Source organism: Actinosynnema sp. ALI-1.44 (assembly GCF_001984155.1).
In the GTDB taxonomy this organism is placed as follows: domain Bacteria; phylum Actinomycetota; class Actinomycetes; order Mycobacteriales; family Pseudonocardiaceae; genus Kibdelosporangium.
In genome coordinates this window covers 100,075-113,585 of record NZ_MTQO01000048.1, presented here as the reverse complement: position 1 = coordinate 113,585, position 13,511 = coordinate 100,075, and the positions used below count along the sequence as shown (strand labels likewise).

The 13,511-nt window shown below is 67.9% G+C and carries 11 protein-coding genes; 6 read left to right on the top strand and 5 right to left on the bottom strand.

From position 1 onward, the window contains the following. Positions 1–48 precede the first annotated feature (48 nt). The 3 genes from ALI144C_RS28035 (at position 49) to ALI144C_RS28025 (ending at position 4,173) form a co-directional block, all read left to right on the top strand. Positions 49–576 carry a MarR family winged helix-turn-helix transcriptional regulator gene (locus ALI144C_RS28035; RefSeq protein WP_202819075.1) on the top strand — a complete coding sequence of 176 codons (528 nt, stop codon included), beginning with the start codon at positions 49–51 and terminating at the stop codon, positions 574–576. A gap of 97 nt (positions 577–673) precedes the next feature. After that, complete coding sequence (locus tag ALI144C_RS28030; protein WP_143230916.1) at positions 674–2,947, top strand: glycosyl hydrolase family 95 catalytic domain-containing protein; 2,274 nt, start codon at positions 674–676, stop codon at positions 2,945–2,947. A 14-nt stretch (positions 2,948–2,961) separates the two neighbouring features. Beyond that, the gene (locus ALI144C_RS28025; protein ID WP_076990187.1) at positions 2,962–4,173 is read left to right on the top strand and encodes an amidohydrolase; all 1,212 of its coding nucleotides are present in this window, start codon (positions 2,962–2,964) and stop codon (positions 4,171–4,173) included. A gap of 53 nt (positions 4,174–4,226) precedes the next feature. Here ALI144C_RS28025 and ALI144C_RS28020 read toward each other — a convergent pair whose 3' ends face one another. Further along, entirely contained in the window at positions 4,227–5,372 is a 1,146-nt protein-coding gene (locus ALI144C_RS28020; RefSeq protein WP_076990186.1) for an acyl-CoA dehydrogenase family protein, read from the bottom strand. A 69-nt stretch (positions 5,373–5,441) separates the two neighbouring features. Between ALI144C_RS28020 and ALI144C_RS28015 the strand changes: the two genes are divergently transcribed. The 3 genes from ALI144C_RS28015 (at position 5,442) to ALI144C_RS28005 (ending at position 9,259) form a co-directional block, all read left to right on the top strand. Then, entirely contained in the window at positions 5,442–6,368 is a 927-nt protein-coding gene (locus ALI144C_RS28015) for a carbohydrate kinase family protein (RefSeq protein WP_076990494.1), read from the top strand. Between the two features lie 204 nt (positions 6,369–6,572). Continuing rightward, positions 6,573–7,889 carry a citrate synthase gene (locus ALI144C_RS28010; protein WP_076990185.1) on the top strand — a complete coding sequence of 439 codons (1,317 nt, stop codon included), beginning with the start codon at positions 6,573–6,575 and terminating at the stop codon, positions 7,887–7,889. A gap of 65 nt (positions 7,890–7,954) precedes the next feature. After that, positions 7,955–9,259 (top strand): cryptochrome/photolyase family protein, encoded by a 1,305-nt coding sequence (locus ALI144C_RS28005; protein ID WP_076990184.1) that lies wholly within the window; start codon positions 7,955–7,957, stop codon positions 9,257–9,259. Positions 9,260–9,262: 3 nt separating this feature from the next. Here the strand turns inward: ALI144C_RS28005 and ALI144C_RS28000 are convergent, their stop codons facing one another. From ALI144C_RS28000 to ALI144C_RS27985, 4 genes are read right to left on the bottom strand one after another with little or no spacing between them, the layout of a single operon-like run. Then, positions 9,263–10,456 carry an ABC transporter permease gene (locus ALI144C_RS28000; protein WP_237774347.1) on the bottom strand — a complete coding sequence of 398 codons (1,194 nt, stop codon included), beginning with the start codon at positions 10,454–10,456 and terminating at the stop codon, positions 9,263–9,265. Then, positions 10,453–11,361 carry an ABC transporter ATP-binding protein gene (locus tag ALI144C_RS27995; RefSeq protein ID WP_076990183.1) on the bottom strand — a complete coding sequence of 303 codons (909 nt, stop codon included), beginning with the start codon at positions 11,359–11,361 and terminating at the stop codon, positions 10,453–10,455. Before ALI144C_RS27995 ends, ALI144C_RS28000 begins: the two co-directional genes overlap by 4 nt. A 57-nt stretch (positions 11,362–11,418) precedes the next feature. Beyond that, positions 11,419–12,924, bottom strand: a complete 1,506-nt coding sequence (locus ALI144C_RS27990) for a glycerol-3-phosphate dehydrogenase/oxidase (RefSeq protein ID WP_076990182.1) — start codon at positions 12,922–12,924, stop codon at positions 11,419–11,421. Further along, on the bottom strand, positions 12,921–13,511 hold the full coding sequence (locus ALI144C_RS27985) for a TetR/AcrR family transcriptional regulator (RefSeq protein ID WP_076990181.1): 591 nt from the start codon (positions 13,509–13,511) through the stop codon (positions 12,921–12,923). The genes ALI144C_RS27990 and ALI144C_RS27985 overlap by 4 nt, the downstream gene beginning before the upstream one ends.

The window sequence follows — 13,511 nt, the reverse complement described above, 5'->3', positions numbered from 1 at the left end:
CCGATGGGTTGATACGAAAACATATTATTTGAAATGATAGTATCAGGTGTGGCTGATTCGATCGATCGACATATCGCCTACTGGTCGAAGCAGGTGCCGGACCTCGACGTGCACGTGGAGGGCGCGGTCACCCGGATGCAGGGGCTCGTCCGGCTGCTGTGGCGCCGTCGGGAGGCAGGCCTCGCGGCGCGTGAGCTCAAGGGGTGGGAGTATGACATCCTCTGGCGGATCCGCTCGGCCGGTCCACCGTTCCAGGTCAGCCCCACCTGGTTGGCCAAGGCGTTGGACACCCACCCGGCCACGCTCACCAGCAGGCTGGAGCGCCTGGAGGGAACGGGCCACCTCACGCGCGTCCACGACCCAGCCGATCGGCGCCGGCTCCTCGTCGAACTCACCGACCTCGGGCACCGGATGTGGGAAGCCACCATCGAAGACCAAGCGGCCAACGAGCGCGCGCTGCTCGCGGTCCTGACCGAGGTCGAACGCGAGCAGCTGTCCGATCTGCTCCGCAAGGTCGTCACGGCCGCCGAGGAGCACGAGGCGCCGCTGATGCCGCCGGTGGAGAACGCGCCTTAGTGGTTCTCCTACCTGAACCCGCAAGTCATCGGATGAATACCGGTACATCGAGACGAAAAGCTGGTCATCAGCCGGGATTCATCGTATGTTTTCCGCCGTGGCGGATGTGTCAAGGAGGACATTTCTGGGGGCCGCGGCCCTCACCAGTGGTTGGGTGGCCGGGGATCCGGTCGCGTGGGCTGAGCCGGTCGACCGGCCTGCCCCAGGACGTGGCTCAGTGCACCAGCAGATCGTGGCCGACGCACGAATGGTCTGGCGGAAAGTGCCCACCGGGTGGGACAACGCGCCCTTCCTCGGCAACGGGTTCCTCGGTGTCCAGGTCTACCGTGGCCCGGAGCCGAACGTGCTGCGCTTCATGCTCAGTCACAGCCTTGTGCAGGACCAACGTGCGCAATGGGAAGCCGCGGTCGGCTTGTCGCGCCTGCCCATCGGCTACCTGACGCTCACCCTCCCCGGAGCGGTGACCGCGGTCGACTGGACACTCGACCTGTGGAACGCCGAACTCCGGGGCACTGTCACCACCGCGCAGGGCAGCCTGAAGTTCGAAGCCCTGGTGCACAACGAGTCCGGCGTCCTGCTCGTCTCCACGACCGGTGACGCCACATGGGGCTTCACCCCCATGCCCTCGCACACCACCCGCACCATCCGCATTCCACCGGACTACGTGGGCAACCCCGCGCCCAAGATCGGCCGCAACTACGTGGAGCAGCCGCTCATCGCGGGCGGCGGGTACAGCACAGCCTGGCAGGAAAGGCAGTTCGGCACGCGGAAGATCCTGACCGCGACCGTCCACTACGGTCACCCGAACTCCACCGGACTGGCCGAGGCGCTCGCCAAGGTCATGATCCCGCCGATCGTCGCGACGCACCGCGCGTGGTGGAACGCCTATTACACGCGCAGCCTGGTTTCCGTGCCGGACAAGTGGGTTCAGCGTTTCTACTGGATCCAGCTGTACAAGATGGCCTGCGCGACACGGCGGAACGCGCCGGTGGTGACCGAGTGGGGACCGTGGTTCCCCGACGGCGGCGGCAGTTGGACCGCGGTGTGGTGGAACCTCAACGTCCAGATCACGTACCCGCTCGTGAACGGGTCCAACCACCCCGAGTTGGACGCCGTGACCGAGACTTTCCGGCGCTACCACGAGAACCTCGCGTTGTCCGTCCCGCCGGACTACCGCGACGGGAAGACGTACGCGCTGGCGCACCCCGGCGACCGGACGCTGCGGTCGGGCGGGCCCAAGCTGGGCGCGCAGATCCCCGGCAACGCCACAGTCGGCAGACCGGGGACGAGCACCAAGACCGACCAGACGGGCAACCTGATCTGGGCCATGCACAGCGTGTGGGTGTCCTACCAGCACACCAGGGAACGCTGGGTGCTGCAGGACGTGCTGTTCCCGGTCCTGACCAAGGCTCTGAACTTCTACATGCACTTCCTCACCAAGGGCAGCGACGGCAAGCTGCACCTGCCGTTGACCCGTTCCCCCGAGATCCACGACGCCGAGGACTGCACGTACGACCTGTCGTTGATCCGTTGGGCGGCGGGCATCCTGCCGGGGATAGCCGAGGAACTGCGCGTCAAGCCCGACCCCAGGTGGCGTGACGTGGCGACCAGGCTGACGCCGTACCACGAGAACGCGCAGGGCGTCATGATCGGCAAGGACGTGCCGCTCACCGAGTCCCACCGGCACTTCTCGCACATGCTGTGGATGCATCCCTTGCGAGAGCGGACCTGGGACAACCCGGCCGACCGCGACATCATCCGCCGCACGTTCGACCACTGGTCGAGCATGCGCACGGCGTGGGCCGGTTACAGTTACCCGGCCGCGTCGTCGATGTCGTCGATGATGGGACAGCCGGAGCAGGCGTTGTCGTACCTGCGCCACCTGCTCGACGGCAACGTCATCGGGATCGCCCAGCTGATGCCCAACACCATGTACAAGGAGGGCTCGAACCTCGCGATCGAGAGCCCGCTGACCGCGGCCCAGTCCGTTTTGGACATGCTGGTCGACAGCGATCCCGATGTGGTGAAGGTGTTCCCGGCCGTGCCGTGGGCGGACGCCTCGATCGACAACCTGCGCACCATGGGCGCGTTCGAGGTCAGCGCGTCGCGCCGGGCCGGGCGCACCGAGTGGATCAGCGTGCACAGCCGCGCGGGCGCGCCTTTGTCCCTGCGGCACGGGATTTCCGGCGACCTGGACGTCCGTGACGAACACGGGCGCAGGCTGCCGTGGCGGGAAACGTCGCCGGGCACCGTGTCGATCCGCCTCAGGCGCGGCGAAACAGCCGTCGTCACGCCACGCGGCAGCAGGCCGGATGTGCGGCCGAGGGATGTTCCCGCTGTCGCCGACGCCCCGCGGTGGGGGATGAGCTAGTACGGTGTCCACCCGTGACAGTGGCTATCACGGGTGGATACGTTGTTCCGGTAACGAGTGAGCCCATCGAGGGCGGCACCGTGCTGGTCGAGGACGGCAAGATCGTCGCGGTCGGCGCGGACGCCGACGTCGACGTGCCTGACGACGCCGAGATCGTGGACGCCTCCGGGACCTGGGTCCTGCCCGGGTTCGTGGAGGCGCACGGGCACGCCGGGATCGGCGAGGACGGCATCGGCTGGGAAGGCCGCGACTACAACGAGATGACCGACCCGAACGGGGCACGGCTGCGGGCGATCGACGGGTTCAACCCGGACGACCAGGGCCTGCGGGACGCGCTGGCCGGTGGCGTGACGACGATCGTCGCCAAACCCGGTTCGGGCAATCCGATCGGCGGGCAGACCGCGGCCTTGAAAACCTGGGGCCGCACGGTCGAGGACATGCTGCTGCGGACGCCTGCCAGCGTGAAAAGCGCACTGGGGGAAAACCCGAAACGCGTCTACGGCGACCAGAAAAAGCTGCCGTCGACGCGGATGGGCGTCGCGGCGATCATTCGGGACGCGTTGACCAAGGCGCAGGACTACGTCAAGAAACGCGATCAGGCCGTGGCGGACGGCAATCCGTTCGACCGCGACAACACGATGGAAATCCTCGCGCGGGTGCTCAGCGGCGAAGTGCCGTGGTGCCAGCACACGCATCGCGCCGACGACATCGCGACGGCGATCCGGCTCGCCGACGAATTCGGTTACCGGCTGATCGTCAACCACGGCACGGAAGGGCATTTGGTCGCCGACACGCTGGCCGAGCGGAACATCCCGGTGATCGTCGGCCCGCTGATGACCAGCCGGGGCAAGATCGAGACCGGCCGCCGCACGATGCGGGGCCCGGGGATCATGGCCAGGGCCGGGGTGAAGATCGCGCTGACCACCGACCACCCGGTGGTGCCGATCGACTTCCTCGTCCACCAGGCGACGCTGTGCGTGAAGGAAGGCCTGGACACCGAGACCGCGCTGCGCTCGATCACGATCAACCCGGCCGAGATGATGGGCCTGGACGACCGCGTCGGCGCGCTCGCCCCGGGCCTGGACGCCGACGTCGTGCTCTGGTCCGGCGACCCGCTGGACGTGATGAGCCGCGCCGTCCGCGTGTTCATCGAGGGCAACGAGGTCTACTACTACGACGACGCCAAGGGTGAAGGCGTGCCCAAGAACCCGTTCTACAGCGAATGACCCTCGTGAGTGGTTATCGGGGTGCCAACCCTGGTAACCACTCACGACCTTGTTCAGGTGTTGCGCAGTTCGCGGGCGATCACCATGCGCTGGATCTGGTTGGTGCCCTCGAAGATCTGCGGGACCTTCGCCTCACGCATGTACCGCTCGACCGGGAAGTCCTTCGTGTAGCCGGCACCGCCGAGGACCTGCACGGCGTCGGTGGTCACCTTCATCGCGGCCTCGGTGGCCACGAGCTTGGCGATGGACGCCTGGCGTTTGAACGGCAGCCCGCGGTCACGGCGCCGGGCGGCCTCCAGGTACATGGCCCGCGCGGACTCCACCGCGGCGGCCATGTCGGCCAGCAGGAACTCCATTCCCTGGAACTCGATGATGGCCCGGCCGAACTGGCTGCGCTCCTTCGCGTACCGGACGGACTCGTCCAACGCCGCCTGGGCGAGGCCGACGGCGCAGGCCGCGATGCCCAGCCGCCCGGAGTTCAGCGCCGACAGCGCGATCTTCAGCCCGATGCCCTCCTCGCCGAGCCGCCGCGACGCGGGCACCCTGGCCTGGTCGAAGTTCATCTGCGCGGTCGTGGACGCGGTCATGCCCATCTTGCGCTCGGGCGCGGAGGCCGACAGGCCCGGCGTGTCCGCGGGGACGAGCAGGCAGCTGATCCCCCGGCCGCCGTCGGGCGACGTCCGGACCATCGTGGTGTAGAAGTCGGCCTGGCCACCGTGCGTGATCCACGCCTTCGTACCGGTCACGACGTAGTCGGGGCCGTCGAGCACGGCACGGGTCGACAACGCCGCCGCGTCCGAGCCCGCGTGGGTCTCCGACAGGGCGTACGCGCCAAGCAGTTCGCCGCTCAGCATGTCCGGCAAGTACTGGTCTCGTTGCTCGTCGGTGCCGTACTGGGCCAGTGCGTAGCAGGACATGGTGTGCACCGACAGGCCGACGGCCACGGTCATCCACGCGGCCGCGATCTCTTCGAGAACCTGCAGGTAGACCTCGTACGACACGCCGCTGCCGCCCCACTGCTCCGGGTACGGCAGGCCGAGCAGGCCCGAACGGCCGAGCAGTCTGAACTCCTCGCGCGGGAAGAGCTCCTTCTCCTCGTACTCGCTCGCCTTCGGGGCCAGTTCGTTGGCGGAAATGTCCCTGACCAAGGCGATGAGGTCTTCCGCCTCGGTGTCAGGGAGCAGACGTTCGACTGCCATCGCGGGATCTCCGTATACATGCAGTGCTGAGGGACATCCCAGACTACCGCCCGGGGTAGGTTGGCGGCCGTGATTGTCGTAGCTGGTGAGGCGCTGGTCGACCTGGTGCCCGCGAAGTCCACACTCGACGGTGAGCCCGGTGCGCTGCTGCCCCGGTTGGGCGGCGGCCCGTACAACGTGGCCGTCACGGTCGGTCGCCTCGGGACTCCGGTGAGTTTCCTGTCGAGGATCTCGGCCGACGACTTCGGCGACGCGCTCGTCGAGCGGCTCAGGGTGTCCAATGTAGACACTTTGCTCGTCCGGCGTGGGCCGGAACCGACGACGCTCGCGGTGACCAGCCTCGGCCCGGACGGCGGCGCCAGGTACACGTTCTACGCCGAAGGCACGGCGGACCGCCTGTTCGAGGCGCCCGAGACCCTGCCCGAAGCGGCCATCATCTCGTTCGGCACGCTCTCGCTCGTGCTCGAGCCGGGGGCGAGCGCGTACGAGCAGGTCATGCGGCGGTCGGACGCCCTGGTCGCGCTTGACCCGAACGTTCGCCCGGTGCTCATCGCCGACGCCGACGCCTACCGTGCCCGGTTCGCGGGCTGGCTGCCGGACGTCGACCTGCTCAAGCTGTCCGAGGAGGATGCGGAGTGGCTCGCCGGGAAGGACGCCGTCGACGCGGTCGTCGAGTGGCAGCGCCAGGGACCGGCCGTCGTCGTGCTCACCCGCGGCTCGAAAGGGCTGGCAGTTGTTACCGGGTCGGGTGAACTGATCGAGGTTCCGGCTACGGAAACGAATGTCGTGGACACGATCGGTGCCGGTGACACGGTCCACGGGGCGTTGTTGAGCTGGCTGTACACGAAGGGTGTCCGGACACCGGAACACCTGCGGGAGCTCGACGCGGCCGCATGGCGAACAGCGTTGCGATTCGCCGGGGCCGCCGCCGCGGTAACCGTGTCGAGGGCGGGAGCGGAGCCGCCATTCGCCGCTGAACTGGGTCCGATCATCTGAATCGTTCTGTGAATCGATGTGAGAAGCGTCCCACCAGCGTGTCTTAACTTACGCCGCACTGTGCGATTCGCCCCCGGCGCACTAGCGTTGGGGGTTGACAGGACCCCAATGGGGCGGTGCTGCGGTGCGGCGATCGATCAGACCGCGTGCACGTGGCTTGATTCGCCAGATCCACCGCCCTGACCGATCGGGAGAGGGACGTTCATGCCCGACGCGACGACCGCGCCGCAATCCGGTACTCGTACCGTCGCGCTTCACCACGACGGCGGAGAGCTCGAGATGGCGGTGGTACCCGCCACCGAAGGCTCGAATGGAATCGAGCTCGGCAAACTGCTGTCGAAAACCGGACTGGTCACACTGGACCCCGGTTTCGTCAACACCGCCGCATGCTCCTCGGAGATCACCTACATCGACGGTGACGCCGGAATTCTGCGCTACCGCGGATATCCGATCGAGCAGCTCGCCGAGCACTCCACCTTCATCGAAGTCAGCTACTTGCTCATCTACGGCGAGCTGCCGTCCGAGGCGCAGCTCAACGACTTCACCACCAAGATCAGCAGGCACACCCTGCTGCACGAGGACCTGAAGAGGTTCTTCGACGGCTTCCCGCGGGACGCGCACCCGATGCCGGTGCTGTCCTCCGCGGTGTCCGCGCTGTCCACGTTCTACCCGGAGACCCTCAAGCCGGTCACCGACGAACGCACCGAGATCGCCACCATCCGCCTGCTGGCCAAGCTGCCGACCATCGCGGCGTACGCGTACAAGAAGTCGGTCGGCCAGCCGTTCCTCTACCCGGACAACTCGCTCGGCCTGGTGGAGAACTTCCTGCGGATGACGTTCGGCTTCCCCGCGGAGCCCTACGACGTCGACCCGGCACTGGCCCGTGCGCTCGACCTGCTGTTCATCCTGCACGCCGACCACGAGCAGAACTGCTCCACGTCGACCGTGCGGCTGGTCGGCTCGTCCGAGGCGAACCTGTTCGCCAGCATCTCCGCGGGCATCAACGCCCTGTTCGGTCCGCTGCACGGCGGTGCCAACAGCGCGGTGCTGGAGATGCTCGAGGGCATCCGCGACTCGAGCGGCGACGTGAAGTCGTTCGTCAACAAGGTCAAGAACAAGGAAGACGGCGTCAAGCTGATGGGCTTCGGCCACCGGGTCTACAAGAACTACGACCCGAGGGCCGCGATCATCAAGAAGACCGCCGACGAGATCCTCGGCAAGCTCGGCGGCGACGACAGCCTGCTGGACATCGCCAAGCAGCTGGAGGAGCACGCGCTGGCCGACGACTACTTCGTCCAGCGCAAGCTGTACCCGAACGTGGACTTCTACACCGGGTTGATCTACCGCGCGATGGGCTTCCCCACGAAGTTCTTCACCGTGCTGTTCGCGCTGGGCCGCCTGCCCGGCTGGATCGCGCACTGGCGGGAGATGACCAACGACCCGGCGACCAAGATCGGCCGTCCGCGCCAGGTCTACATCGGACCGAAGGAACGGGACTACGTGGCGATGGACGCCCGTTAGAACCAACCGCTTCGCGGGGTGGTGCGTGTTCTGCGCACGCACCACCCACGCGGTAGCGTTTTCGGATGACTTCCGTCGTCTGGTTCCGCCGTGACCTGCGGACCAGGGATCATCCCGCGTTGCTGGCGGCCGACAAGGACGCCCTCGCGCTCTTCGTGCTGGACAAGCGCCTGACGGAGCCGTCCGGCGCGGCCAGGCTCGCCTTCCTCTACCGCTGTCTGCGGGACCTCAACGAACAGCTGGACGACCGGTTGCTGGTCGTCTCCGGTGACCCGGTCGAGGTCGTGCCCCGGATCGCCAAGCAGGTCGACGCCACGAGCGTGCACGTCTCCGCCGACTACGCGCCTTACGGCCACACGCGCGACCAGCAGGTCGAGGCCGCTCTCGGCGACATCGACTTCGTCCGCTCCGGCTCGCCCTACGCGGTCGCGCCCGGCCGGGTCACCAAGCCGGACGGCACCCCGTACAAGGTCTTCACGCCGTTCTCCAGGGCGTGGGCCGACCACGGCTGGCGCGGACCGGCGGACACCGACGCGTCCATCCTGGACTGGATCGAGCCGCCGGGGAGAAGCCGTATCCCTCAGGACCCACCCGGTGTCCCCGAGTTGCCCGACGCGGGTGAAGCGGCGGCGCTGGGGGCGTGGGAGAAGTTCCGCGATGAGCGCGTCGAGGACTACCCCGAGAACCGCAACCGGCCGGACCGGCCGGGAACCAGCTGGATGTCGCCGTACCTGCGGTGGGGCTGCGTGCACCCGCGGACGCTGCTCGACGACCTCACGCCCGGCCCGTACCGCAACGAGCTGGTGTGGCGCGAGTTCTACGCGGATGTGTTGTGGCACAAGCCGGACAGCGCCCGCCGGAATCTGGACCGCCGGTTCGACAAGATCGAACTGGACGACGACCGGGACGCGTTCGACGCGTGGTGCCAAGGCGTTACGGGTTTTCCCATCGTGGACGCCGGGATGCGGCAGTTGCTCGAGCTGGGCTGGATGCACAACCGGGTCCGGATGATCGTGGCCAGCTTCCTGGTCAAGGACCTGCACCTGCCCTGGTGGTGGGGCGCGCGGCACTTCATGAAGCACCTGGTCGACGGCGACCTGGCGTCCAACCAGCACAACTGGCAGTGGGCCGCGGGCAGCGGAACCGACGCGGCGCCGTACTTCCGGGTGTTCAACCCGACCACCCAGGGGGAGAAGTTCGACCCGAACGGCGACTACGTCCGCCGGTTCGTGCCGGAACTGCGCGGTGTCACGGGAAAGCGCGTGCACAAGCCGTGGGAGATCGACGGGCTCGACTATCCCGAGCCGATCGTCGACCACGCGCACGAGCGCGAAGTCGCGCTCGCCCGCTACGCGGCTGTCAAGAACTAGTGGTCACGACGACACGGCTTCGCGCAGTTTCACGCGGCTTCCGGTGCGCAGCACGGCATTGCGGTAGATGCGGCCACCGAGCCACGCCACCAGCGCGATGCCGCCGAACGACAACAGGATCGCCACGGCCTGCAGCCAGATCGGCGCGAGGCCGAGCGCGGTCAGGCCCGGCATCAGGATCGGCGCGAACGGCGGCAGGATAGCCATGACCATGGTGAGCGTGCTGTCGCTGTTGCTGATCAACAGGTTGATCGCGAAGATGAAGCCGACCACGATCACCATGGTGACCGGGGTGAGCACGCTCTGGGTGTCCTCCTGACGCGACACCAACGACCCGAGCGCCGCGAAAATGGTGGCGTAGAAGAAGAAGCCGATCAGATACCAGAAGACCCCGGCCAGCACACCGCCGATCGCCGCGCCGGAGAGCGTCAACGCGCCCGTGGCGAGGCCCGCGACCAGGCCGACCGCCGTGATGACCGCGAACTGGATCAGCCCGACCAGGCCGAGGCCGAGCACCTTGCCCGCCAGCAGCTGCCACGGCCGCACAGTGGCCAGCAGGATCTCCACCACGCGGCTGGACTTCTCCTCGACCACGCCCTGCGCGACCATCTGGCCGTAGATCATCAAGGCCATGTACAGCAGGAACGCCACGATCAGACCGATCGCCAGCCGCTGGCCCTGGTCGTCGCCACGGGGCTCCAGTTCAGTGACCTTCACCTGCGCCGCGGCCGCGGTGGCGAGGACCTCTTTCGGATCGAGTTCGGTCTGCGACAGCTCGGAGGTGAGGATCTGCTGACGCATCAGGCCGTTGAGCGTGTTGCGCAGCTCGGTGTTCAGCTTGTCCTTGACCGTCACCTGGAGCGAGCCGACCGGCCCGGTGACGAGCGCGTCCAGGTCGTTGTCCTTGACCTGCTGCTCTCCCTGTGCCGGATCGGCGATGTCGACGATCGCGACCTGGTGGCCGATCTGTTTGGCCGACTCGACGATGTCCGGGCCGAGCGCGGTGGCCTGGCCGCTCAGCCCGACCCGGCTGCGGCTGCCCTCGTCGAACGTGGAGCTCTGCAGCAACACGAACGCGGCGAGCACGACCACCGAAACGATGGTGCTGATCACAAAGGACCGGGTGCGCAGTTTGGTGTTCAGCTCGCGGCCCGCGACCAGGAACACGGCCTGGGCGGGCTTCAACTCGGCGCTCAACGCCCCTCCTTGACTACGTCGCGGAACAGGTCGGCGAGCGACGGGCGGTGTCTGCTGAACTCGTGCACCGGGCCGGTGTCCAGGGCGGCGCGCAGGATCACCTGGTCGTCGACGCCGTCACCGACCCGCAGCGAGGTGTGGCCGTCCTGTTCGGACACCACGGTCACACCCGCGATCCCGGCGGCCCACCCGGGCGGTGCCGCGGGAGCGTGTACGTGAAGCTCCGACGCGCCCGCCGAACGCAATGCGTCGACCGTGTCACACGCGACCATCCGGCCTTTGTTCACGATTCCGACACGGTCACACAACCTCTGCACAAGGTCGAGTTGGTGGCTGGAGAACACAACCGGGATCCCGGCCGCCGACTTCTCCTTGAGCACCTGGCTCATCACGTCGACCGCGACCGGGTCGAGACCGGAGAACGGCTCGTCCAGCACGAGCACCTCGGGGTCGTGCACCAGCGCGGCGGCCAGCTGCACGCGCTGTTGGTTGCCGAGGCTCAGTTTCTGCACCTCGTCGAGCCGCCGCTCGCGCAGTCCGAGCCGGACGATCCAGTCGTCGGCGGCGCGGTGGGCGTCGTTGGCGGGCATGCCGTGCAACTTGGCCAGGTAGATCAGCTGGTCGAGCACCTTCATCTTCGGGTAGAGACCGCGTTCCTCCGGCATGTAGCCGAATCGGCGGCGGCTGCTCAACGTGGTCGGTTCACCCGCCCAGCGCACCGCGCCGGAGTCCGCTTCGAGCACGCCGAGCGCGATTCGCATCGTGGTGGTCTTGCCCGCGCCGTTGCTGCCGACGAAGCCGAAGAGTTCACCTGGCCGTACGTCGAACGTCATGTCGGACAACGCGACGACGTCACCGTAGCGTTTGGAGACTCGGTCGATCTCCAGCCCCGCTTCAGGCACCATCGTTCCTTCCTCGCTGGACGTGTCCCACGCAGTATCCAGCTTGAGCCCGCTGCTCGCTCAAGAGCCTCGTGAGTGGTTGGCCGGGTTGGCACCCGCATAACCACTCACGATGTCTACCAGGCAGTTTGCCTCAGCGGAAACCAGGCCCACGCGACTGCGGCGGTGCAGCACGTCCTCGGCGTCGAGTGCGCCTTCGTGCTCGATGGCCCAGATCACTTCGGCCACCGTGAGCTCGGGGTGCAGGGTGGTCTGGTCCAGCTCGGCGACGGCCGCCGCCTCCGTGCCGTACTTGGCGATCAGCCTAGCCGGTGCGTCGATTCGGGTGAGCCGGGCCCGTGCGGTCGCGCCGACGAGGGGAATGTCCTTGGTACGGGCCGAAACCGTGGTGAGCTTCGTCGCATCGACCGCGTCCGCGGCCATCCGGCGGTATGTCGTGAACTTGCCGCCGACAACCGTGATCACACCGTTGTCCGCGGTGAGCACCGCGTGCCGCCGGGACAGGTCGGCACTCGACCCGTCCGCGTCGAGCAACGGCCGCAGCCCGGCGAACGCGCCGAGCACGTCGGCGCGGGTGAGGGGGCGTTCGAGCACGGACGACGCGGCCGACAGCAGGAAGTCCACATCGGAGTCGGGCACGGCGGGCACGTCCGGGATCTCGCCGTCGACCGGTTCGTCGGTCAGCCCGACGTAGACCCGGCCGTCGAGTTGGGGGAGCACCAGCACGAACCGGTTGCGGGAGCCGGGAATCGGCACGGTCAGCGAGGTGCTGGTGAGCCCGGTGCCGGTCAACGCGGTGCCGGCGAGCACGATGTGCGTGCCGCGGGAGGGCCGCAGCCGCACGGACGGCACGAGTTGGCCTGCCCACACGCCTGTCGCGTTGATCACTTTCCTGGCGCGCACGTCGAATTCCGCGCCGGTCAGGGTGTCGCGCAGCCGCGCGCCGCCGCCGTCCAGCGAAACGGCCTTGGTCCTGGTCAGGATCTTCGCGCCGAACCCGGCCGCGGTCCTGGCCAGCGCGACCACGAACCTCGCGTCGTCGATCACCTGTCCGTCGTAGGAAAGCAGGCCGCCGCGCAGTCCTTCACGGCGCAGCCCCGGCGCCAGCGCAAGCGCTTCCGCGGCGGGAACACGCCGTGGCCGGGGCAGCAGGGCGGACGGGGTTCGAGCCAACCTGCGCAGCAGATCGCCCGCGTGCAGACCGGTCAACGTCAACGCACCGGGCACGCCGTCGTGCAACGGGACCAACTGGGGAAGCGGGCGGGTGAGGTGCGGAGCCGTGCGTGTCATCACGATTCCACGCTCGACCGCGCTCTCGTAGGCGATCCCCACGTCGCCGTTGGCGAGGTACCGCAGTCCGCCATGGATCAACTTGCTCGACCACCTGGACGTGCCGAACGCCAGGTCGTTCGCCTCGGCGAGAACCACGGACAAACCCCGGGACGCCGCGTCGAGCGCGACACCCGCGCCGGTCACGCCACCGCCGACGACCAGCACGTCGACGACGCCCTGCTCGGCACCGGCCAGGTCACGCGCGCGCCTGCGGGCGTTGAGAGAGGTGTTCACCGGCGCTCCAATGCCCCGTCGAGCTGCGTGGTCAGTTCGGCGAGCAGCTCCTCGCTGTCCACATCGGATGTCGCAGGCCGCATGGACAGCACGAAGGACTGGACGGTCAGCAGCACGACCCGTGCCTGGGTCGGCACGTCGACCACCCGGATCGAGCCGTCGTGGTGCCCGGCTTTGAGCTGGTCGGCGATGAACTGCTCGGTCAGCCGTTGCGTGCTGCCCATCCGCTGCACCACGTACGGCAGGAGCAGTTCCGGCTCCAGGTCCAGTGCTGCCCGCATGATCGGGTTGTCCACGAGCACCCGGACACCCGTGACCAGCCCGGTCACGAGCCGCTCGCGAGCCGTCGTGCCGGTCAGCGACGCGGAGATCCCGGCGAGCAGGCCGCCGAACTCCCTGGTCATCAGCGCCGCGATCAGGCTGCGGACGTCCGGGAAGCGGCGGTACAGCGTCATACGGCTGACCTGGGCGCGCCGGGCGACCTCGGTCAGCGTGGTGCGGCCCACGCCGATGGCCAGCACGCAGCCGCGTGCCGCGTCCAGCAGCACGTCGTCGTCCACTCGATAACTGTGACGTTGTGACGTCAT

Coding starts and splice junctions, on each gene's coding strand:
- ALI144C_RS28020 (WP_076990186.1), bottom strand. CDS start 5,372: ATGGCAGTCGAACGTCTGCTCCCTGACACCGAGGCGGAAGACCTCATC.
- ALI144C_RS28010 (WP_076990185.1), top strand. CDS start 6,573: ATGCCCGACGCGACGACCGCGCCGCAATCCGGTACTCGTACCGTCGCG.
- ALI144C_RS28005 (WP_076990184.1), top strand. CDS start 7,955: ATGACTTCCGTCGTCTGGTTCCGCCGTGACCTGCGGACCAGGGATCAT.
- ALI144C_RS27995 (WP_076990183.1), bottom strand. CDS start 11,361: ATGGTGCCTGAAGCGGGGCTGGAGATCGACCGAGTCTCCAAACGCTAC.
- ALI144C_RS27985 (WP_076990181.1), bottom strand. CDS start 13,511: ATGACGTCACAACGTCACAGTTATCGAGTGGACGACGACGTGCTGCTG.